The sequence below is a fragment of the Acidovorax cavernicola genome, assembly GCF_003581445.1.
Window position 1 is genome coordinate 1 of record NZ_QXMN01000065.1, and the last position, 22,253, is coordinate 22,253.

Annotated in this window: 13 protein-coding genes; 7 read left to right on the top strand and 6 right to left on the bottom strand. The window is 70.5% G+C overall.

Translation table 11 applies throughout. The features are described 5' to 3' along the window. Nucleotides 1–736: type VI secretion system Vgr family protein (locus tag D3H34_RS29355; RefSeq protein ID WP_286186421.1), on the bottom strand; the 736-nt coding region annotated here is incomplete at its 3' end. 450 nt (nucleotides 737–1,186) lie between these two features. Here D3H34_RS29355 and D3H34_RS29360 point away from each other — a divergent pair. The 3 genes from D3H34_RS29360 to D3H34_RS29370 are packed head-to-tail and all read left to right on the top strand — an operon-like array spanning nucleotide 1,187 to nucleotide 10,463. Beyond that, complete coding sequence (locus tag D3H34_RS29360; RefSeq protein WP_286186422.1) at nucleotides 1,187–3,220, top strand: CHAT domain-containing protein; 2,034 nt, start codon at nucleotides 1,187–1,189, stop codon at nucleotides 3,218–3,220. A gap of 41 nt (nucleotides 3,221–3,261) precedes the next feature. Beyond that, a complete protein-coding gene (locus D3H34_RS29365; RefSeq protein ID WP_119558197.1) occupies nucleotides 3,262–4,980 on the top strand; it encodes a ShlB/FhaC/HecB family hemolysin secretion/activation protein in 1,719 nt (572 codons plus the stop codon). Nucleotides 4,981–4,982: 2 nt separating this feature from the next. After that, nucleotides 4,983–10,463 (top strand): two-partner secretion domain-containing protein, encoded by a 5,481-nt coding sequence (locus tag D3H34_RS29370; RefSeq protein ID WP_119558199.1) that lies wholly within the window; start codon nucleotides 4,983–4,985, stop codon nucleotides 10,461–10,463. A 19-nt stretch (nucleotides 10,464–10,482) separates the two neighbouring features. Here the strand turns inward: D3H34_RS29370 and D3H34_RS29375 are convergent, their stop codons facing one another. Next, complete coding sequence (locus tag D3H34_RS29375; RefSeq protein WP_167481296.1) at nucleotides 10,483–11,349, bottom strand: glycosyltransferase family 25 protein; 867 nt, start codon at nucleotides 11,347–11,349, stop codon at nucleotides 10,483–10,485. 47 nt (nucleotides 11,350–11,396) lie between these two features. On the opposite strand from D3H34_RS29375, the gene D3H34_RS29380 reads away from it, so the two are divergent. Further along, the gene (locus D3H34_RS29380; RefSeq protein ID WP_286186428.1) at nucleotides 11,397–13,193 is read left to right on the top strand and encodes a glycosyltransferase family 2 protein; all 1,797 of its coding nucleotides are present in this window, start codon (nucleotides 11,397–11,399) and stop codon (nucleotides 13,191–13,193) included. Here D3H34_RS29380 and D3H34_RS29385 read toward each other — a convergent pair. The 4 genes from D3H34_RS29385 to D3H34_RS29400 all read right to left on the bottom strand — a co-directional run bounded on the left by D3H34_RS29385 (nucleotide 13,151) and on the right by D3H34_RS29400 (nucleotide 19,118). Beyond that, the gene (locus tag D3H34_RS29385) at nucleotides 13,151–13,930 is read right to left on the bottom strand and encodes a hypothetical protein (RefSeq protein WP_119558205.1); all 780 of its coding nucleotides are present in this window, start codon (nucleotides 13,928–13,930) and stop codon (nucleotides 13,151–13,153) included. The genes D3H34_RS29380 and D3H34_RS29385 overlap by 43 nt on opposite strands. A 17-nt stretch (nucleotides 13,931–13,947) precedes the next feature. Further along, the gene (locus tag D3H34_RS29390; RefSeq protein WP_286186425.1) at nucleotides 13,948–15,951 is read right to left on the bottom strand and encodes a hybrid sensor histidine kinase/response regulator; all 2,004 of its coding nucleotides are present in this window, start codon (nucleotides 15,949–15,951) and stop codon (nucleotides 13,948–13,950) included. Then, nucleotides 15,948–16,985 (bottom strand): ABC transporter substrate binding protein, encoded by a 1,038-nt coding sequence (locus tag D3H34_RS29395; RefSeq protein WP_286186426.1) that lies wholly within the window; start codon nucleotides 16,983–16,985, stop codon nucleotides 15,948–15,950. The genes D3H34_RS29390 and D3H34_RS29395 overlap by 4 nt, the downstream gene beginning before the upstream one ends. 228 nt (nucleotides 16,986–17,213) lie before the next feature. After that, complete coding sequence (locus D3H34_RS29400; RefSeq protein ID WP_119558215.1) at nucleotides 17,214–19,118, bottom strand: ATP-binding response regulator; 1,905 nt, start codon at nucleotides 19,116–19,118, stop codon at nucleotides 17,214–17,216. A 162-nt stretch (nucleotides 19,119–19,280) separates the two neighbouring features. Here D3H34_RS29400 and phnD (D3H34_RS29405) point away from each other — a divergent pair, with 162 nt between their 5' ends. From phnD (D3H34_RS29405) to D3H34_RS29415, 3 genes are all read left to right on the top strand, one after another. Continuing rightward, nucleotides 19,281–20,324, top strand: coding sequence for a phosphate/phosphite/phosphonate ABC transporter substrate-binding protein (gene phnD, locus D3H34_RS29405; protein ID WP_119558209.1), 1,044 nt, complete (start codon nucleotides 19,281–19,283; stop codon nucleotides 20,322–20,324). Further along, entirely contained in the window at nucleotides 20,324–21,367 is a 1,044-nt protein-coding gene (phnD, locus tag D3H34_RS29410; RefSeq protein ID WP_119558211.1) for a phosphate/phosphite/phosphonate ABC transporter substrate-binding protein, read from the top strand. Before phnD (D3H34_RS29405) ends, phnD (D3H34_RS29410) begins: the two co-directional genes overlap by 1 nt. A gap of 150 nt (nucleotides 21,368–21,517) precedes the next feature. Then, nucleotides 21,518–22,253 (top strand): type VI secretion system Vgr family protein (locus D3H34_RS29415; protein ID WP_286186421.1); only part of this gene is annotated, 736 nt, incomplete at its 3' end.

The window sequence follows — 22,253 nt, forward strand, 5'->3', positions numbered from 1 at the left end:
TGTAGTCGTAGTCCCGGGTGGCGTACGCCCCGCTGGTGAGCGAATGCGCGGGCACGAAGCTGTGGATGTACTCGGCATCGATCTTCCAGCCCGGGGCGTGGTACTCGACCTGCTGGTACAGCGGATCACCAGTCTCATAGGCGCCCATGGCGTCCGAGAGCACCAGGCGGTGCCTGCCGCCCGAGTGCTCGAAGTGGTAGCTGATGCCCCATTCCTGACACAGGCGCACAAAGAAGGCGAAGTCGCTCTCGTTGAACTGGGTCTGGTAGTCGCGCACGGGGTAGTGCTCGAGCAGGCGCTTGTCCACGGGGAAGGGATAACTGGCGAGCAGCGCATCCAGGATCTGGACGACGTTGAGGTCCTGGAAGATCCGGCAATCGGTGCGCAGGGTGGCCAGGTGCAGCCAGGGGCGCAGGGTGAGCTTGTATTGAAGGTGGCGCCCTTCCTCGCCCCACAGGGCTGCGTCGGTGATCAGGGCGTTGATCTGGCGGGGACCGACATCAGAGCCGTCGAGTTCTATCTCGCAGCTGATCTCGCGGCCGATGAACGCGTCGAGGTCGAAGTCGGCGGCGAGGGAGACGCCGGACAGGCCCAGCGCATCGGGGGTCTTGAGCAGCAGCTCGTAGGCAAACAGGCCGTTCAGGCCTTCATGCCCTGACAGCCGCACGGGCTGCAGTGCGGCCTGGCCAAGAACAACGGGGATCGCGGCGGAAGAAACAGACAGCGTGCGCGGCATCGACGACTTCCTGGGGAGGAAAACAGGTCGCGCAGTTTGCGAGCCAGCTCGCGATCACACTGATAACAATGGTCATCCAGACCACGATCCGACCTGTGCCATCGCGACAGATGCGCGACAGGTGACGGATTTGGCACGTGAGTGATCCCCCAGCAAGGCCCCCGTAGTCCATTCGCGCTAGACCGTCTTGCGAATAGGCGACGTAAACACCCGCTCCTAGACTTTCCCGAGGCCTGAACGGCGCGCACTCCCGCGGCGTCGAGCGTTCGCGGCAGCGAGTGCATGGGTCGAGGGGGTTCAATGGCGTGGTTTTCGAGATGGGGATGTGCGCATCCGGCGCGTCGCCGTGCCGGTCTTGCCGGTGCCGCTGGCCTGGTGGGTGTGCTGCTTCTGGGCCCCGGTGGTCCTTCAGCCTTGGCGCAGCGACCCGCGCCTCCCCCTGCTGCTCCTGTGGCAGCGGGTGGCCCGAATGCCGAAGCCGCGGCCGACCGGATGGCGCAGGCGCGCCTGGCCGACACCGACACGCTGCTGGCGCTGACCAGCGAAGGCGCGGTGCTCTACGGCCAGGACGCGGTCAAGCTCTCGGGCTATCAGTACTGCAGCCAGGCGGTCGCATTGGCCGAGGCGGGAGAGTTCCGCCAGAGCGTGCGCGCCGCGAGCAAGGCGCTGCACCTGGCCAACGCCACCAGCGATCCGAACCTGCGCGCGGTGGCGAACCGCGACCTGGCCATCGTCTACAGCTACTCCGGACAGCTCGAGAAGGCCGAGGAGTTCGCGCGCGAAGCGCTGCGCCATCCCGCGCGCGATCCGAAGCTGGTGGTCGGGCCGGTGCAGAAGGTGATCGGCGACGTGCGCACGCGGCGCGGCGACTTCGCCGGCGCGGTGCTCAGCTACGACGAGGCACTGGCCAACAGCTCGCCGCGCTATGCGCCGCTGGTGCAGGCCTCGCTGGTGAACGCGCTCATCGAATCGGGCAACGCGGTGCGTGCGCGCCAGGTGCTCGGCGAGATGGCCCAGCCGCGCGAAGCACCGCTGGCCGCGCAGCTCGAACGCACGCGCGCACGCCTCCTGCTGGCCGAGAACAAGCCGGCCGAGGCGCGCGACATCTACCGCGCGCTCACCACGCGCCAGGTCGGCACCGACACCGCCTACTACCGGCTCTGGGCCTGGGACGGCGTGGCACGCAGCGAACTCGCGCTGGGCCAGAAGCAGGCGGCGGCCGAGGCCGCGGGCCGCGCGCTCGCCGACGTCGACCAGGTGCGCGCGCGCTTTCGCAGCGAAGAAGTGAAGATGGGCTTGTTCTCCGACCTGCAGTCGGTGTTCGAGCGCGGCGTGGCGGTGTACAGCGAAGCCGGCGATCCGAAGCGGGCCTTCGAGGTGAGCGAGCACAGCCGCTCGCGCGCGCTGCTCGATGCGGTGCGCGGCCGCGCCAAGCTCAGCGAGCCGTCGGCCGGCACGGTGGGCGTTGCGGCGCTGCAGCGCACGCTGGCGGCCGATGAGCGTGTGGTGCAGTACCACGCGCTGCCCGACCGCCTGATGGTCTGGGTCGTGGGCCCGGACAGCATCGTCGAGAAGAGCGTGCCGGTGAAACGCGAAGCGCTCACCGAGCTGGTCGAGACCTTTCGCAATTCGATCGTGCGCGGCCGTCGCGCCGCCATCACCAATGCCGACAAGCTGGGCGAGGCGCTGCTCGGTCCGCTGGGCCTGAAGCCGGGCCAGCGCGTGGTGGTGGTGCCGCACGGGCCGCTGCACTACCTGCCGTTCCAGGCGTTGCGCCTGGACGGCCGCTACCTCATCGAGACGCACCCGGTGTCGGTGGCACCGTCGATCAGCATCGCGGTGCAGCTGGCGCAGCGCACGCCGCGCGTGAACGCGGCGCTCACGGCCTTCGGCAATCCGCGCATCGAGGACAAGTACGACCTGCCCGGCGCCGAGACCGAGGTGAAGCAGCTCGCGCAGCTGTTCCCGCGCAACACGGTGTACATGGGCGCGGCCGCCACCAAGACGCAGTTCCGCGACGTGGCCTCGCGCTCGCCGCTGATGCACGTGGCGGCGCATGCCGAGGCCGACGAGGTCGATCCGCTGTACTCGCGCATCCTGCTGGCGAACGAAGGCGGCAAGCAGAACTTTCTCGAGGCGCACGAGATCCTCGCGCTGCCGATGGATGGCACGGCGCTGGTCACGCTCTCGGCCTGCGAGTCGGGCCTGGGGCGCATCGCGCAGGGCGACGAGGTGCTGGGCTTCACGCGCTCGTTCCTCTCGGCCGGCAGCTCCAGTCTCATCGCTTCGCTGTGGCCCGTGTCGGACGACGCCACCGCGGTGCTCATGGGCACGCTCTACGGCGAGCTCGCCAAGGGCCGCGACGTCCAGAAGGCCATGCAGGCCGGGCAACTGGCCGTGCTGAAGGACCCCAAGATGTCCCATCCCTTCTTCTGGGCGCCGTTCAACCTGATCGGCAACTGGCGACTCACGGTGGGGAGCTAGACATGTCTTCGCCACGCTCCCTCCTGCAAAGAAGAACTGCCATGGCTGCTGCGATCCGCCCTCGTCCACGACCGACGCCGATCGCCATTGCGGCGACGGCGCTCGTCGGCGCCACGCTGTGGATCGCCATGCCCCGCGCGCATGCGCAGGAGGCCACCACGCTGCTGCCCACCAAGGACCCGTGCGGCAGCTGCGACCGCCCCGTTGCGCAGGCCACCGGCGCTGTCGCACCGCAAACCCTGCCCGCGCCGCCACGGCCGGCTGCGGCAGGCAGTTTCAAATTGAACGACCTGCGTCTGAACGGCGTGAAGGCGCTGAGCAACGAAGAGCTGCAGACCATCACCGCCCCCTACATCGGCCGCGACGTCACGCTTGGCGACCTCGAAGGCCTCGCGCAGGCGATCACCACGCGCTACAAGGAGCGTGGCTACTTCCTCGCGCAGGCCGTGGTGCCGGTGCAGACGGTGCGCGACGGCATCGTCGAGATCAGCATCATCGAAGGCCGGCTCGGCAAGGTCGATGTGGTGGTCGCACCCGAGGCGCCGATCAGCGAGGCGCGCGTGCGTGGCTTCCTGTCGGCGCTGCAGCCGGGCGAGGCCGTGAACGCGCCGGCCTACGAGCGCGCGATGCTGCTGCTGTCGGACCAGCCCGGTCTCAAGGTCTCGTCGAGCCTGCAGGAAGGCGCGCAGGCCGGCACCACCGACCTGTCGGTCGAGGTCGAGGCCGGCTCGCGCTGGGCCTTCTCGGCCGAGGCCGACAACCACGGCACGAAGGAAGCGGGACGCTACCGCGTGGGCGGCACGGTGCGCTGGCTCAGCCCCTTCGGCATCGGCGACAACCTCGACGCGCGCGTGCTGCTGTCCAACAGCAACGCGCTGCAGTATGGCCGCGTGTCGTACGAAGCGCCGCTGGGCACCAGCGGCCTGCGCGCGGGCATCGGCATCTCGCGCGTGAGCTACGACCTGGGCGGCCAGTTCGTCGACCTCGACGCGCGCGGCCGCGCCGATGTGCTCGACGTGTCGCTCAACTATCCGCTGATCCGCCAGCGCCAGCAGAACCTGTTCCTGCGCCTCACGGCCGACGTGAAAGACCTCACCGACGAACTGCGCGGCGTCGACTTCACCGCCAAGAAGCGCGTGCAGGGCTTCGGCATCGGCTGGGCCTGGGAGCGGCGCGACGAGGTGCTCGGCGGCGGCTACTGGGCCAGCTCGGGCACGCTGTACCACGGCGACCTGTCGATCCGCGACGCGCAGAGCTTCCAGTCCGACCAGCAGTTCGGCGGGCGCCACACCGAAGGCGGCTTCACCAAGCTGAGCTTCCAGGTGTCGCGCTTGCAGGCCATCGTGCCGCGCCACTCGCTGTACCTCTCCGTCGGTGGTCAGTGGGCCAGCAAGAACCTCGATGCTTCCGAGAAGCTCGCGCTCGGCGGCGCGCGCGCGGTGCGCGCCTACCCGTCGGGCGAACTGCTCGTGGACCAGGGCCTGATCGGCACGCTCGAATACCGCTGGGCCGCCACCGAGGAGGTCACGCCTTTCCTGTTCTACGACGCGGCGCGCGGACGCATCGCGCGCCATCCCTCGCCCTTCGACGGCGAGAACACCCACAGCCTGCGCGGCTACGGCATCGGCCTGAGCTGGTCGCGGCCGGGCAACTTCTCGATCAACGCCACGCTCGCCTGGCGCGCCGGCACACCGCCCGCGCAGACCGACGGCGGCGGGCGCAATCCGCGGCTGTACGTGCAGCTGCAAAAGGCGTTCTGACCATGAAGCCCCGCAACCTCTCACCCCGGCACCCGCTGCGTCCGCTGGCGCTGTCCATTGCCTGCATGGGCTTGGCGCCCGCACTGGCGCAAAGCATCCTGCCGAGTTACCTGCCCGGCCAGTACATCACGCAGGGCGGCGTGAGCGTGGCGAACAAGCTCGGTGTGTCGCCGATGGGCGGTCAGTCGCTGGCGATCTCGCAGTCCTCGCTGCGCGCGATCATCGACTGGCAGTCCTTCTCCATTGGCAAGAACGACGCCGTCAACATCAGCCACACGAACCCGTTGCAGGGGGCTGCCAGCATCCTGCTCAACCGCGTGACGGGCAACGACCTCTCGACCATCGCCGGCCAGCTCACGTCTCCTGGGCGCGTGTTCCTCGTCAATCCGAATGGCGTGGTGTTCGGCCAGAACGCGCAAGTCAACGTGGGTGGGCTCGTGGCCTCCACGCTGGCGCTGAGCACCAGCGACAACGACTTCCTCGGCGGCGCCACGCAGCTGGCCTTCGCGCGCGACGATGCCAACGCCAAGGTGGTCAGCAACGCCGGCGTGCTCACGGCCACCGGCGGCCCCGTGGTGCTGATGGGTGCCGAGGTGACCAACACCGGCCGCATCGTCGCCGACGGCAGCACCGTGGCATTGGCTTCGGGGCGCAAGATCAGTTTCGACCTGGGCAACGACGGGCTCACCAACCTCGTGGTCGCGGCCGACGGCATGGCCACCAGCGCCAAGGTGGTCAACGCCGCGGGCGCCACGCTGCAGGCCGACGGCGGGCGCGTGATGCTCATCGGCAACTCCACCACCGCGGGCCAGCTGGTGGTGAACCAGTCGGGCACCGTGCGCGCGCGTACGCTGGAGAACGTCAACGGCGAGATCGTGCTCGGCGCGGGCGCCAACAACCGCATCGAGATGAACGGCGGCACGCTCGACGCGACCGGCGCGGCGGCGGGGCAGCATGGCGGCGCCATCCGCATCGCGGCCGGCCAGGTGCGCATCGAGGGCACGGGCGGCGGCGACCAGCGCGCCGTGATCGACGCCAGCGGCCAGGCCGGCGGCGGCGACGTGACGATCCATGGCTACGACGTGGCGCTGTCGTCCACGTCGGTGGTGCGCGCCGATGCGACCACCGGCGGTGCAGGCGGCACCATCACCACCGCCAGCGCGCAGGGCAAGGCCCTGGTGGGCGACGCCGATCCGGGGCCCGAGCGCGCCTCGAACCTGCAGGCCTTCGGCGAATTCACCGCGCGCGGCGCGGGCGACGGCAAGGGCGGCACCATCTCCAACGAGGCCGACGCGGTGCGCATCCAGGCCGTGGGCGTGGATGCGGGCGGCGGCGCCAACGGTGGCGCGAACGGCCGCTGGAACGTGACCGCCAAGGGCTCGCACCTGAGCGTCGTCAATGCCGGCGACGTGCCCGCCTACGACAGCGCCCTGCCGTTCATCGACACCAGCACCGTGAGTGCGGGCAGCGTGGGCGCCACGCTCGGTCGCGGCACCGACGTGACGCTGGCGACCACGCCCACCGGCATCGGTGCGGGCGTGACCTTCGCGGCCGGGGCGAAGGTCGTCAAGAGCGAAGGCGGCACTGCGCGGCTGCGGGTGGATTCGTCCGGCAGCATCGTGATGAACAGCGGCTCGGCCATCGAATCGCAGCAGGGCGCGCTGCATGTGGACTTCAACGCCGACGCAACCGGCCGCATCGCCACCAACGCCAAGAACATCAACAACTCCAGCGGCAATCCCTCCGCCGAAAGCGACTACGCCGGCGCGATCGTGCTGGACGGCGCGACCATCTCGGCCAACGGCGGCGACGTGCGCTTCTTCGGCCAGGGCGATGCGCAGAACGGCCGTGCCATCGGCGGCCTGCTTCCGATCGCCGGCAACACCGGCGACTACGTGTTCCGCGACGGCATCACGCTCAGCGGCAGCACGGTGACGACCCAGGGCAGCGGCCAGGTCGTGATGCGCGGCCAGGGCCGCACCTGGATCGACGACCAGGACAACAGCGACTTCATCTTCCGTGGCAGCAACGGTGTGACGATCATGGGCGGCGCGGTGGCGGCGGGCAGCGGCGGCCTGCAGCTCGACGGTCTGGCGGGTTACGGGAGCAGCGGCGTGGCCCTCAGCAGCGGCGCGATGCTCCGGTCCGTGGGCGACATCGGCATCAAGGGCCAGGGCCCGACCTGGACTTCCGACATCGGCGCGGCCGCGGTGGGCGCGAGCACGGCGGTCGTCATCGACGACGCCACCGTGGCCGGCGAGCGCAACGTGCGCATCGAAGGCCAGGGCGCCAACCTCGACGGGATGCGCACCGACACAGCCTTCGCGGGCGGCAACATGTCCGCCGGCGGCGGCAACGGCGTCGCCATCCGCGGTGCGGTCTCGGCCGGTGCCGGCCAGCGCATCGACGTGATCGGCCATGCGGGCAGCGAAGGCTTCAGCGCCACGCTCGGCAGCCCCGACATCATCATCACGCCATCGACCACACCCACCTACGGCGTGGCGGTCACTGTCGATGCGGATCGCCCGATGGCGCTGCGCACCGACGGCGGCACCATCGCCATTGACGGTCAGGGCACCGATGTCTCGATGCGCCTGACCACCTTCATCTCGAGCGTGGGCAGCAGCGTCGGCACGGTGGCCTCGGTGGCCAGCGACAGCGGCAAGGGCGGCAGCATCTCCGTGCGCGGGCGCAACGTGCTGATCGACGGCGCCACGAACTTCGACGGCTCGCCCGCGGTCGCGCGCCTGGACGCCAGCGGCACTACCGGCGGCGGCAGCATCGACATCGCAGGCAGCAACGCCGTCGCCATCGGCAAGAACACCAGCCTCGAAGCCAACGCCACGGGCACCGGCTCGGGCAACGGCGGCAGCATCCAGGTGGTGGCGACCGAGACGCTGCGCGCCTACGGCCAGCTTTCGGCACGCGCCGGTGCGGCGGGTGGCGACGGTGGCCGCATCGAAACCTCGGCCGGGCGCTTCGACCTGCGCGGCGCGCGCGTCGATGCGTCGGCGCCGATGGGCGCGGCGGGGCAGTGGTTCATCGACCCCTTCGACCTCACGATCAGTCACGGCAACACCGGCGGCACGCTGCCGAGCAACCCCTACGACGCGCTCGCCAACTCGACCATCGAGGACGGCGACATCAACACCGCACTCAACGGCGGCACCAGCGTGAGGATCTCCACCGGAACCGGCACGGGGGGCAGCGGCGTCATCACGCTCGAACCCGACGTGGACATCAACTACACCGGCTCGAAGGGCCCGCTCACGCTCCAGCTGGACGCTGCCAGCCGCATCCAGACCCGCACCCCGGGCACGACCATCCGCGCGACCGGCGGCGACGACCTGAACGTGGTGTTCAACGCGGGCGTCAACCCCGACGGCACCCCCTCGGGCAGCAGTGGTGCCATCGACTTCGCGGGCAAAATCCTCACGCAGGGCGGCAGCGTGACCATGAACGCGGTGGGTACGGGCACGCCCGGCAGCGGCTTCATCCGCCTCGATGGCGGGCAGGTCATCACCGACGGCGGTAACGTGTCGCTGCTCAGCGGCCAGCCCGGCGCGCCCACCGGCACCGTGATCCTCACGCAGGACGTGCAGGTCGACACGCGCGTCGGCCAGAGCGACGCGGGCGCGGGCGGCAACGTGCGCATCGAAGGCGGCGATGTGCTGCTGCAGGGCGCGCGCATCGCCACCGCCACCGGCAACGTCGACATCCTCGGCACCTCGACCACGTGGGACAGCGGCGTGGTCATCACCAGCGGCCAGCTCGGCCCGAGCACCATCAGCACCACCAGCGGCAACGTCACGGTGCAGGGCGTGGCGCGGCGCCAGGCCTCGTCCACCTTCGCGGCGGCGCACGGTGTGCTCATCAACGGCGGCAGTTCCATCACCACCGGCAGCGGCAACATCGCGGTGCGCGGCTACAACTTCAACAACGACCCGTCGGCACCGGGCGCCACCGAAGACAGCGGCGTGCGGCTGGAGAACGGCGCCCAGCTCGTCACCACGGGCGGCGGCAACATCGAGGTCACGGGCCGTTCGCAGAACGGCGGCCGCGGCGTCGTGCTGCAGGCCGGCGGCTCGCCCACCGCGCCGGGTGCGCTGCCGGGCATCCGCAGCAGCGGCAACGTGCTGCTGCGCGCGAGCAACGACGGCAGCGGTGATTCGATCGTCATCGAGGCACCGGTCGTCGCGGCCGGCACCATCGACCTGCGCCCGGGCGGGGTCGACGTCAACATGAACGCGTCGGACAACACGGCCACGCCCATCGTGCTGGGCGGCCCGACGGTCAACGGCTTCTCGGTCTCGAGCGCCGAGTTCGCGCAGCTATCGGCGCCGACCATCGTCGCGGGCAGCACCACGCATGCGGCCGACATCACGGTGGCGGGTGCGCTTTCGACTTCCGGCGCGCTCACCTTGCAGAACGAAGGCGGCGGCAACATCGCGCTCAACGCGCCGGTCTCCGCCACGACGCTGGGACTGCTGTCGGCCGGCAACGTGAGCCAGTCGGGCGCGGGTGCGATCACGGCGGGCTCGCTGCTCGCACGCTCGCGCAACGGCAGCGTCGATTTGCGCAACCCGGCGAACGACGTGGCCACGGTCGGCGGCGGCGCGGCGGGTGGCTTTGCGTATGTCGATGCGAACGCGGTCACCATCGGGCCGGTGTCGGTCACCGGCTTCGACGCGGCGGGCAACCTGCCGCAGGTGACCTCGGCCGATTCGATGGCCGCGAACACGGTGCTCGTGCGCACGTTGAGCGGCGACCTCACGCTGGGCGCGCCGGTCAGCAGCACCAGCGGCACCGACCTCGTGGCTGCGGCGCGCTTCCAGAACCCGGGCGGCTACGGCATCTCGGGCGCGCTGTGGCGCGTGTGGGCCGACACCTGGGTCGGTGAAACGCGCGGCGGCCTGGCCGGCTCGGGCCCGCTGCCCAACTTCTATCACTGCGCCTACCTGGGCCTGTGCACCGTGACCGTGACGCCGGGCGACAACCACTTCATCTACGCGCAGCAGCCCACGGCCACGGTGGTGATCGCCGATGCGTCGCGCGCCGTCGGGGCGCCGAACCCCTTCTTCATCTACAGCCTCACGGGGTTGATCCTCGGCGACACCGGCGCCGGCTTCAGCGGCTCGATGTTCTCGCCGGCGCTGCCGGGCAGCCCGCCGGGCCTGTACCCGATCAACGGCAGCTTCACCTCGGCCGAAGGCTACGCCGTGCGCGTGGTGCCGGGCCAGTTGCGGGTGAGCGGCCTGCCGATGCTGCCTTCGGTGGACGTGGTGCGCGACCCGCTGACCTCGTACCTGTACGACAAAAACATCGGCCAGGCGCCGATCTGCCTGGCCACCGGCCCGCTGGACGGCGACCGCGCGCAGCAGGGTGCCGACGTGCTGGCGCGCGAATGGTCGCGCGTGCGCTCGCGGCCCAACCTGCTGAGCTGCGTGAACACCGAGCGGCGCAACGGCTGCTCGGATTTCTGAGAAGGCGTGAGTAGACGTGTCAACGCGCCGCGTGATCGCGGGCCGTGAGCACGAACAGCTGCGCCATCAGGTCTGCGAGCAGCCGCAGCTGTGGGTCGTCGGTCAGCGGCGCATGCCGCCACGCGGCCGCTTGTGCGTCGAGGCCTTCGAGCGGCCCCGCGAAAAACAGTCGCCGCAGCGCACCGCCAAGCGCGTCGTGCGCTGCCGACTCCGAAGGACTGCCGAGGGTGCTGTCGGCATGGCTGCCGGACGCGGGCGTCGCGAGGAAGGGCGAGAGCACCACGCCTTGCAGGCGGCCATCGCGCAGGAAACTGCCCAGCGTCAGGTCGTAGGGTTGCGCAGGACCGCTCGCAAGCGCTTCCTGCAGCAACGCAGGCAGTACGCGCAGGCCTTTCGGCGTCACGAGGTAGGCGACCGCGCCCCAGTTGTAGAGCGTGCGCGCGTCGATGAAATCGATCCCCGTCAGCGCATGGCGCGGCGCGCCGCTGCCTTGTGGCGGCAGGCGCCGCTGCAGGCTGTGCCAGAGCGCGAGCAGGTTCTGCGTCGTGGTGATCGGCTGGCATTCGAGGAATGCGATGTCGCAGCCTTCGGCTTCGAGCTGTGCGAGCACGCCGCTGCGCAGCACGGCAGGCAGGGCCTCGCTGAGCTGCGCATCGTCTTCGAGCACCAGCAGCGCTTCGCCGGGGCTGGCGCGGGTGATGGCTTCGGTGTGCGAGAGAAAGCAAGCGTGCTCGCCGGGCGTGATCGACGCGCTGCCAGTCGTGAGTGCTTGCGCATCGATGGCGACCTGGCGCCGCACGCCGGTCAGCCCGAGCCGATGCAGCTGCGCATCCATCGCGGCGCGGCGATCGGTGCTTCGCTCCAGGTTGATGTAGCAGCCTTGCATGGGCATCTCCGGTGCATCATCGCTGCAGGAGCGATGCAGTGAACATCATGACGTCGGACGGTTTTCCGCAGTCGGAAGCTTCGCGCGGCAACGTGGGTCGTCCATGGCTCAGCGTCGTGCTGCCTTTCTACCGCAAGCTCGCCGATTTCGAACGCGTGCTGCCGCTGAACGCCGTCCATTGGGCGCGGCCCGGCATCGAGGTCGTGCTGGCGCTCGACGAGCCCGGCGAGGAAGCGGCCGTGCTGGCGCTGATCGAGCGCTTCGCGCAGATCCGATGGAAGGTGATCATCAACGACGCCGCGCATGCGTGGCGCCCGCCGTGCAAGGCCATCAACGCCGGTGTGCGCGCCAGCGCGGGGCGCTTCGTGCTGGTCCATTCGCCCGAATCCGCCTACGCGGGCGACGCATTGACCGCGCTGCTGCAGGCGGCGATGGGGCATGCGCGAGGTGTCGCGGTCGGCCGGGTCGGCTTCGCGCGCTTCGACGAGCTCACGGGCGCCGCCGATACGCTGCACACCACCTTCGCTCGCCATGTGCCGCCCGAGCTGCTGCTGCAGACCTTCTACGGCTCGCTGTGCTGCGCGCGCGAAGCCTTCGATGCGGTGAACGGCTATGACGAATCGTTCGAAGACTGGGGCGGCGACGACGACAACCTGCGCGTGCGCCTTGAGATGGCGGGCTGGCAGCTGTTGGCTTGTCCGGGCGCACACCTGCTGCACCTGTCGGACGAGACGCGCACCGGCGGCGAGCAGTTCGACCGCGACCTCGACTGGATCCGATGCACGCCGCACGAAGCCCTTGCGGGCGATGTCGACTGGGGCCGCGATTTCGATCGCATCGCGCGCGACGACAGCGCAGGCCCATGGGCCACCGATGCACCGGACTGGTTGCGCGCCGCGCCCACTGTACAGGTCGTGCCGATGGGCTCGCGCCGCCAATGCGAGGTCTGCGCGCGTCTGCTGCATCACGAGGCCAGTGCCTTCCATTGCCCCTGTTGCGCGCACCTGCCGTCGCCGGAGCGGCCGCCGACCGCGCCGCGCCTCACGTCGCGCTTGCGCATCGTCTGCGTGCTGCAGGTGCGCAACGAGGCGCGCAATCTGCCGGGCTGCCTCGACCATCTGCGCGGCCACGTGGACGGCATCGTCGCGCTCGACGACGGCTCGACCGACGGCACCGCCGACATCCTGCGGCGCGAGCCGATGCTGCTGGAGCTGCTGTCGAACCCGCCGTGCGACGACGGTGCGCATGTCTGGCACGAGAACGAGAACAAGCGCCGCCTGCTCGAAGCCGCGCGCCGCCACGGCGCCGGCTGGGTGCTGGTGTGCGATGCCGACGAGCGCTACGAGCACCTGTTCCTGCGCCACCTGCATGCCACCGTCGATTCGCTGCCCGACGACCAGCTCGTCAGCCTGTCGATGGCGTCCTGTGAACTCTGGAACTCGCCCGATGCCTGGCGCAACGACGGCCCGTGGGGGCGCAAGTCGCGCGCGCGGCTGTTCCGCTTGCCGCAGCAGATCGCGTTCGACCAGAGCCCCGCGCTGCACGGCCCGTGGCTGCCCGACGATGCGCAGCGTCATGGGTTGATGTTCTACAGCCGCTACCGGATCTATCACCTGAAGAGCATCCGTCACGCGGACCGCGTGGTGCGGCGTGATCTGTACACGCGGCTCGATCCGTCTCGGAAGTTCCAGGCCATCGGCTATGAGTACCTCGCGGAGGAGGGGTCGGGACTGCAGTTGATGCGCATCAAAGCCGACCGCGACTACGACCGCAGCACCTTGCCGCCTGACCTGCAGTCGGGTCAGGCGCCCAGTCCCAGCGTTCTCGCGAAGTCACCGCGGTAGGTGCGCAACCCTTGGTGCGACAGCTGCGAGCGCGTGTCGACATGCACCCGCCCGCCGATCGACTGCCAGCGGCGGCAGAAACCGTAGTCCTCGCTGAGGTAGCGCCCGTTGCCCGGCTCGGCGAACACGTCGAAGAAGCGGTAGTGCGGCCGCGCCGCGACGAGCGGGTCGTCCATGCGGTCGGGCGTGTAGCGCAGCTCGGGCAGGGCCTGCGCCATCTGTTCGAGCACGCGGCGCGCGATCAGCATGAAGCCGGTGGGTGCGTCCAGCACTTCGAGAAAACCGTCGGCGTCCACGCGCGCCCCCGCGTCGTGCGCATTGACCGGGAACGCGGCATGCAGTGCCTCGAAGTCGGCGCGCGTGGCGCCGGCCGGCAGCGGTGCGCGCAGGCCGCCTTCGGGCCAGCCGTCGCTCTTGTGCGGGTACACGCCGGCCACCACGTCGCGGCCCGCGCCCAGCAGCCGCAGCGCGGCCTCGGGCTCGAAGCCGATGTCGGCGTCGATCCAGAACAGGTGCGTCCAGCGCGTGTCGGCGAGGAACTCGGCGGCCAGGCGGTTGCGTGCGCGCGTGACGAGGCTGTCGCCGTCGAGAAAGCGCGTCTGCATCGCGAAGCCGTGGGTCCACGCGAGGTTGACCAGGCCGAGCAGGCTGCGCACGCACTCGGTGCCGACCGCGCCGCTGTGGCAGGGCGTGGCGACGAAGGGGCGGATGTCTTTCAGGTCGACGGCGGTGGGCATGCAGAGAGTCTGTGGAACTAGGCGCCGGGCGCGTGACGCCGCGTGGTGAGCAGTGCGCGCAGCTTGGCCGGTGCCACCGGTTTGGTCAACAGCGTCACGCCGCCGTGGCGCAGCCGCTGCAGCACCTCGGGCCCGGTGGCGCCCGACACCAGCACGGCGAGCGCATCGGGCTGCAGGCGGCGCGCGGCCTCGATCACTTCCATGCCGTCGGCGTCGCCGGCCAGTTGCAGGTCGCACAGCACGGCGTCGTAGGTGATGTCGCCGGTGCCCAGCCGCGCAAGGGCTTCGGCGCCGGTGGTGACGCATTCGACTTCGCAGCCCCATTGCGTGAGCAGCGCGTGGGTGCCGTCGAGGATCGCGGGGTCGTCGTCCACCACGAGGCAGCGCAGCCCCGCCAGCGGCGCGGGCGCGACCGGTGCGGGCTCCGGCAGTGCGACGTCGGCCATGCGCGCGGGCGCCAGCGTGAACGCGAAGGTGCTGCCGGACTGCAAGGCCGAGCGCACGGTGATGCGGGTGCCGAGCAAGGTGGCGATGCGCGCGCAAATCGCCAGGCCCAGGCCGAAGCCGCGGCGCCGGTCGCGCTCGGTGTTGGCCACCTGGTAGAACTCTTCGAAGATGCGGCCCTGGTGGATGGGCGCAATGCCCACGCCGTTGTCGCGCACCTCGATGCGAACGCCGGCCCGGCTGCGCCGCGCGGCCACCAGCACGGTGCCGCCTTCGGGCGCGTGGCGCAGCGCGTTGGCCACCAGGTTGCCGACGATGCGCTGCACCATCGACGCGTCGCTGCGCACCGCCAGCCCGCGGTCGCGCCAGTGCAGCCGCACCTGCGCCGCACTGGCGGCGGGCGCATGCTGTGCATCAAGCTGGTCGAACAGCGCGGCCAGCGACACGCGCGTGATGGCGGGCGTGAGCACCTGTGCGTCGAGGCGCGAGATTTCCAGCAGGTCGTCCAGCAGCACGCCCATGAAGCCGGTGCTTTCCTGCAGCCGCAGCACGGCCGGGCGCTGGGCCTCGGTGGCGCTGGGCAGCAGGCCGTCGATGAACAGGCCCATGGCGTGCAGCGGCTGGCGCAGGTCGTGGCTCGCGGCGGCGAGAAAGCGTGCGCGAGACAGCGCGGCCTGCTCGGCCTCGGCCATGCGCTGCAATGCGACGGCGGTGGCTTCGCGCACGCGCTCCTCGCTCACCTGGCGGTTGTATTGCAGGCGTTCGGCGAGCCGGTCGATGTCGTGCGCGAGCATGGCCAGCTCGTGGGTGCCGCGCGTGCCGCCTTCGATCACGCCGCAGCGCATCTCGAAGTGGCCGGCTTCCAGCGCCGCCACGGTGCGCGACACACGCCGCAGCGGCCGCGCCACCGTGCGCGCCATGTGGCGCACCGAGGCCCAGGCCGCGAGCAGCGCCACCAGTGCGATGCCGATGCCGGCGATGAGCGAGCGGCTGCGCTCGTGCGTGTAGGCAGTGGTGTCGCGGAAGGTCTGCACCAGGCCGATGGGCGTGTCGCCCGCCGTGGTGGAGCCGGCCGGCGCGAAGGCGCTGGCGCGCGAGGCCTCGCGCAGCGTGACGGGCGCGCTGAACATGCGCAGCTGCGCGAGCGATTCGTTCTTCGGCCCGGCCGTGACGTACACGCCCGCGCTGTTGCTGATCTCCACCCGCGTCACCTGCCCGCCGCGCAGCGCCGCCGAGGCCACGTTCTGCAGCGCCGGCACGTCGCCCGCGTAGAGGCTCAGGTCGGACATCGCCGCCACCTGCTTCGCCACGGCCTGGCCTTCGGCGTCGAAGGCGGCTTCGAGGGTCTGCAGCCGGTTGTGGGTGAACCAGCCGGTGAGCGCCAGCGCGACCGCCGCGCAGGGCACGACGCCCAGGCGGAACAGGTCGCGCTGCAGGTTGCCCCGCATCACGAGCGAGGAGGCGGCAGGCGGCGGTGGGGGCGACTCGGCGGTGGTGTTCAGGTCGGGCGCCGGCACGGCCGCTGGCGCCGCCGTCGGGCGGGACAGCGAGCCTGGCGGGACCGGCGTGGTGTTCATCGTGGGGCTGCGAGTCGTTCGGTCAGCTCCCGTTCCTCCGGCGGACGCAGGCCGAGCCCGCGTGCCACGGTCGCGTTGATCCGCACGGTGGCCGGCGTGGCCGCCTCCACCAGCGGGCCGCTGTTGCTGCCGGCGCCTGCGGCGCTGGCCACCTTCTGCCCGAGCTGGCGCGCCTGCTGGGCGAGCTGGCCGGGCGTGGAGACCGCCGCCGCCAGGCCGCCCGAACGCACCAGCCCCTCGCTGGCGCCGAACACCGGCAGGCCCGCACCGGCGCCGGCGTGCAGCACCGAGAGCGTGGCGGCCTGGCTGTCGCCGATCAGGTCGGGCAGCACCATGAGGGCGTCGCTGCGCGGCACGAGGGCGCGCAGCGCGGTGGCCAGCGAGCGGGCGTCAGGAGCGATCTCGACCTGCAGGTCCCAGGCCGGATTGGCATTCTGCGCGGCGCGTTGCAGCTCGCGCACCAGCGGTTCGGATTCGGGCGTGGCGATGACGCCCAGGCGGCGCTTCTGCGGCAGCACGGCGTTGACCAGTGCGAGCTGGTCGGCCATGGCCGGATCGCGCAGCAGCACGCCCACGCGCCGGTCGCCGCGCCGCATTGCGGCGGGGCTGGCGGACTTGAGGTTCTCGTACTCGAGCCGGCTCAGCATCGCGAGCACCAGCGGTTCCTGGCCGGGGCGCTCGAGGGCGGCGCGTGCGGCGGCGGTGCCCACCGCCACGGTGAGGCCTGCATCGCCGGCGGTGCGCAGGCTGCGCGTGCGCACGCCGGCGTTGGCGGCGGGCTCGGTGTCGGCGGCTGCAGGTTCCGCAGCCGCCGTGGCCGTGCCGGGCCCGATGCGCACCAGTTCGAACTTGCCGGAAGCCGAGCTCGCCTGGTCGGCGCGCAGCTGCTGCACGAACTCCGCCGACGCGGCCTGGTCGTCGCCGACCAGCACCGTCAGCGTGGCCGCCGATGCGCCGCGGGGCGCCATGGCAAGACACAGCACGAGGTACAACGCAAGGCCGCAGGCCGGCAGGGCGTGGACAGCACGGTGCACTCTTCCGAAGAAAAGCGGAATGGGAAGGTTCACGGCGACGGACATGGACTGCTTTGTGGCAGCGAGAGGCAATGACCCAATGTAAGGACGCGCCCCGTTTCCCGCGATAAGGCGGAGGGCTTATGCCCGCGCACGCGAGGGCCTGCGCGTGTGAGGAAGATCACAGCGCGGCGGCCGCTTGGCCTATGTCCGACGCACTACCCGACCCCTACAGGGAAGGTACCGTGGTCAGAGGCCTGCGGCCATCATCAGCGCGGCCGCGCGCTGCGCCTGGATCGCCTGGCGCAGCACGCGCGGCGACACCGGCTTGTAGAGCACCGCGATGCCCGCGGCGGCCACCTCGCGCAGACGATCGGGCTTGGTCTCGCCGGTCACCAACAGGCGCGCGGTGCCGGCGCCGATGCCGCGCGGATGGCGCTCCAGCGCGGCGAGCACGTCCAGGCCGTTGTCGCCGCCCTGCAGCAGCAGATCGCTCACCACCACGTCGGGCGGTGTCTCCCAGCTGTCGGCCAGCGCCAGCGCCTCGGCGCGGGTCTGCGCGGCGAGCACCGTGGCGCCCCAGTTGGCGAGCACCACGCTCAGGCCTTCGAGGATCGTTCGCTCGTCGTCGATCACGAGGATGCGCAGGTCCGCCAGGCTGTCGCCGTTGTCGTCGGCGACGACGGCCACCGCGGGCGCTGCAGCCACCGGTGCCGGTAGTGCGGCGGGCGCGGCGCGTACCTGCACGCGCACGCAGGTGCCCTTGTGCAGGCGCGAGCTGAGTTCGACGCGCGTGTTCAGCAGTTCGGCCAAGCGCTGCACCGTGGCCAGTCCCAGGCCCATGCCGCGCGCGCTGCCGGGCCCGCTGCCGCGGCTGACCGGCTCGACCTGGTAGAACTCCTCGAACACCCGCGCCTGGTGTTGCGCGGCAATGCCCACGCCGGTGTCGACCACGTCGATGCGCACGCCCTTGCCGCGTGCGCGCGCGCCGATCAGCACGCCGCCCTCGACCGTGTGGCGCAGCGAGTTCGACACCAGGTTGTTGAGGATGCGCGAGAGCATCACGTAGTCGCAGCGCACCCACAGCTCGGTCTTGCGCACCACCAGCCGCAGGCCCTGCTGCTCGGCCACCGGTCGGAAATTGCGGCTGATCTCGTCGAACAGCCGGTCGAGCGGAAAGTCGGCCCACTGCGGCTGCAGCACGCCGGCATCGAGTTGCGAGAGGTTCAGCAGCTCGGAGAACAGCCGGTCGAGCGAATCCACGCATTCGCGGATGTGGCCGATGCGCTGCAGCTTCACCGGGTCGGTCTCGCCGTTGGCCAGCCCGTCGGAGAACAGCGTGAGCGCATGCAGCGGCTGGCGCAGGTCGTGGCTGGCGGCGGCCAGCAGCCGCGTCTTGGCCTGGCTGGCCACCTCGAGCAGCTGGTTCTTGCGCGCCAGTTCGGCCGTGGCCTCGTTGATGCGGCTTTGCAGCAGCTTGTGGCTTTCGGCGAGCGCGAGCGCCGCCTGGTTGAACCCGTGCTGCAGGTGGCGCACCTCCGAGGTGCCTTCGATGGCCACGCTCGCGGCCTGGCCCGCGCCGAGCCGGTCCACTGCCTCGCCCAGCGCACGGATCGGCTCGCTGATGCGCCGCGCCGCCCACCAGCCCGCCAGACCCACGCCCAGCAGGCTCACGGCCAGCACCAGCGCCACGTTGAGCCAGACCGAGCGGCGCGCGCTGCGCACCGCGTCCAGGCCGATCTCGACCATCACCTTGCCGTTGTGCCGGCCGTCGTCGCTGACGATCGGCACCACCACCTGCAGGCCCTCGCCGCGCCGGCGGTCGACGGTTTCGGAGTTGGCGACGATCTCGCCGTCCTCGGTCCAGATCTGCACCTGCTGCACGTGCGGCTGGTAGGTGCCCGTCTGGGCCGTGCGCGCCAGCGCGCGGCGGTCCATGCGCGACAGCGGCGCCTGCGCCACCGTGGCCACCTGCAACGCCACCGTCTGCGCATTGGCGCGCATCAGCTCGGTCAGGTTGCCCAGGTGCTGGCGCGTCAGCACCGCGATGGCCACCAGCGTGGCCGCCGTGGCCGGCAGCAGCGCCAGCAGGATCAGCTGCTGGGCGAAGGTGAGGCGGGCCAACCCGCGCAGGAGGCGGAAGTTCCAGTTCATGAAGGCCTTGAACACATGGGTGGCGAGCTTAGGGCCGCCGCCCGGAACAGGGAAGAGCGGAAAACAGCACGAAAAACGCCGGCATTTGCGATGTAATGGCGTCCGCGTTGCCCATGCCAGACCCCGCGCGATTCGCCGCGGGCCCTTGTCCTCCGGTGTCCCATGCAGGCTTTCTTGCGTCGTTTCGGCAATTTCTTCCCCACCGGTCGCCGTGTGGCCCTGGCGCTTGCCATGGGGCTGCTGCCGCTGCTGGCGACGGCGCAGGCGCCGGCTCCCGCCGCAGACGCGCCCGTGCGTTTCGGCATCCTGCCGCTGGGCGGCGCCTTCGAGTCGCGCAACGACTGGGACCCGCTGCTGGCCGAACTCAGCCGGGCCATCCAGCGGCCGGTGAGCGTGCTGTCCGTCAATTCGTACGAAGCGCTGGAGCAGGCCATCCAGCGCGGCGAAGTCGACATGGCGTTCCTGTCCGGCAAGATGGCGCTCGACGCCGTCACCCAGCAGCGCATGAAGGTCGTGGCCCAGGTCGTGCGGCACGACGGCCTGCCCGGCTACCGCGGGCTGCTGCTCACGCGCAAGGCGCCGCCTTTCAACAGCCTGAAGGAACTGATCGGCCAGCCCGAGCGCTGGCGCCTGGCGCGCGGCGAGCGGCAGTCGGTGTCGGGCTTCATCGTGCCGCAGCTGCAGTTCTTTCTGCCGAACCACATCGTCATGGAGACGCGCTTCCTGAGCGAGGTCGTCGGCACGCACCAGGCCAACGCACTGGCCGTGGCCAACAACGAGGCCGACGTGGCCACCAACAACTCGGCCGATTTCGAGCGCTTCAAGCTGCGCTTTCCGGCCGAGGCCGGGCGGCTGCAGGTGCTGTGGGAGTCGGAGCTGATCCCGCACGCACAGATCGTCGTGCGGCGCGAGTACCCGCCCGAGCTGCGCCAGCGCGTGCAAGCCTTTCTGGTCGCCTATGGCCGAGGCAAGGGGCCGCGCGGCGACGCCGAGCGCGTGGTGCTCAAGTCGCTGCACGACCTCGCGGGCTTCGTGGCCGCCGACAACAGCTCGCTGCTGCCCGCCGCCAAGCTGGCCTTCCAGCTCGCGATGCAGAATGCGAGGACCGCGCAGTGGGTCAACGACGCGGCGCGCCAGGCGCGGCTGCAGCGCCTGGAAAACGGCTACGCCGACCAGCTCGCTGTCCTGAAGGATGTGAGCCCTTGATGAACCGCCGCACGATGCTTGCACTGGCGGTGTCGTCGCTGATGGCGCCATGGTCGGTGCGCGCGCAACCCGCGCCGGCATCGTCCACCTCGCCGACAAAGAACGCGCGGGTCATCAAGGAAGTGCGCTTCGGTGTCCTGCCGCTGGGTGGCACCGTCGAGTCGCGCGCCTTGTGGACGCCGCTCATGGCCGACATGAGCCGCGCGCTGGGTTTGCCCGTCAGCGCGTACTCGGTGCCGTCGTACGAAGAGCTGGACCGCGCCATCGGGCGCGACGAGATCGACATGGCCTTTCTCTCGGCCAAGATGGCGCTCGACGCTGTCATGCAGCGGCGCATGAAGGTGGTCGCGCAGATCGCGCGGCGCGACGGCATGCCCGAACACCGCGCCGTGCTGCTGGCGCGCAAGACCGGACCGCTCAACACGCTCGAAGGCCTGCTCGCCCAGCCCGAACGCTGGCGGCTCGCGCGCGGCGACAGCCGATCGGTCACCGGATTTGTCGTGCCGCAAAGCCAGCTCTTCCTGCCGAACAACATCGAGATGGAAACGCGCTTTCGCAGCGAGTTCGTCGGCACCCACCAGGCCACCGCGCTGGCCGTGGCCAACGGCGACGCCGACGTGGCCACCAACAACACCACCGACTTCGAACGCTTTCGCGATCAGTTCCCCGTCGAGGCCGCGCGGCTGCAGGTGATCTGGGAATCCGAGCCGCCGCCCGGCGCGCCGATGGTGGTGCGGCGCGACTATCCGCCCGAGTTCCAGGCGAAGCTGCAGGCCTTCCTGACCGGCTACGGAAAAGGCAAGGGCACGCGCGCCGACGCCGAGCGCGAGGTGCTGAAGGACCTGCGCGCGGCGTATGGCTACGTCGCGGCCGACGACAGCGCGCTGCTGCCGGAAGCCAGGCTCGAGTACCAGCTGGGCCGGCAGCGGGCGATGTCTGCGGCATGGGTCAACGATGCCGCGCGCGAGCAGCGGTTGCAGCGCATCGAGAAGGCGTATGCGGCGCAGGTGGAGGCGCTCAAGGCGTCGAGCGCATCCCGTTGAGGCGCGGCTGGCGCAGGCCGTGCCCATGACAAATCTCTCATTGGGTGAAGGAGGTTGATGGCACCAAGCGTGGAGTGACCATTGTTATCAGTGTGATCGCGAGCTGGCTCGCAAACTGCGCGACCTGTTTTCCTCCCCAGGAAGTCGTCGATGCCGCGCACGCTGTCTGTTTCTTCCGCCGCGATCCCCGTTGTTCTTGGCCAGGCCGCACTGCAGCCCGTGCGGCTGTCAGGGCATGAAGGCCTGAACGGCCTGTTTGCCTACGAGCTGCTGCTCAAGACCCCCGATGCGCTGGGCCTGTCCGGCGTCTCCCTCGCCGCCGACTTCGACCTCGACGCGTTCATCGGCCGCGAGATCAGCTGCGAGATAGAACTCGACGGCTCTGATGTCGGTCCCCGCCAGATCAACGCCCTGATCACCGACGCAGCCCTGTGGGGCGAGGAAGGGCGCCACCTTCAATACAAGCTCACCCTGCGCCCCTGGCTGCACCTGGCCACCCTGCGCACCGATTGCCGGATCTTCCAGGACCTCAACGTCGTCCAGATCCTGGATGCGCTGCTCGCCAGTTATCCCTTCCCCGTGGACAAGCGCCTGCTCGAGCACTACCCCGTGCGCGACTACCAGACCCAGTTCAACGAGAGCGACTTCGCCTTCTTTGTGCGCCTGTGTCAGGAATGGGGCATCAGCTACCACTTCGAGCACTCGGGCGGCAGGCACCGCCTGGTGCTCTCGGACGCCATGGGCGCCTATGAGACTGGTGATCCGCTGTACCAGCAGGTCGAGTACCACGCCCCGGGCTGGAAGATCGATGCCGAGTACATCCACAGCTTCGTGCCCGCGCATTCGCTCACCAGCGGGGCGTACGCCACCCGGGACTACGACTACA

Excerpts from the sequence above, each read along its gene's own strand:
- D3H34_RS29380 (WP_286186428.1), top strand. The coding sequence starts at position 11,397 with ATGACGTCGGACGGTTTTCCGCAGTCGGAAGCTTCGCGCGGCAACGTG.
- D3H34_RS29370 (WP_119558199.1), top strand. The coding sequence starts at position 4,983 with ATGAAGCCCCGCAACCTCTCACCCCGGCACCCGCTGCGTCCGCTGGCG.
- D3H34_RS29385 (WP_119558205.1), bottom strand. The coding sequence starts at position 13,930 with ATGCCCACCGCCGTCGACCTGAAAGACATCCGCCCCTTCGTCGCCACG.
- D3H34_RS29400 (WP_119558215.1), bottom strand. The coding sequence starts at position 19,118 with ATGAACTGGAACTTCCGCCTCCTGCGCGGGTTGGCCCGCCTCACCTTC.
- D3H34_RS29365 (WP_119558197.1), top strand. The coding sequence starts at position 3,262 with ATGGCTGCTGCGATCCGCCCTCGTCCACGACCGACGCCGATCGCCATT.
- D3H34_RS29390 (WP_286186425.1), bottom strand. The coding sequence starts at position 15,951 with ATGAACACCACGCCGGTCCCGCCAGGCTCGCTGTCCCGCCCGACGGCG.
- phnD (WP_119558209.1), top strand. The coding sequence starts at position 19,281 with ATGCAGGCTTTCTTGCGTCGTTTCGGCAATTTCTTCCCCACCGGTCGC.
- phnD (WP_119558211.1), top strand. The coding sequence starts at position 20,324 with ATGAACCGCCGCACGATGCTTGCACTGGCGGTGTCGTCGCTGATGGCG.
- D3H34_RS29375 (WP_167481296.1), bottom strand. The coding sequence starts at position 11,349 with ATGCAAGGCTGCTACATCAACCTGGAGCGAAGCACCGATCGCCGCGCC.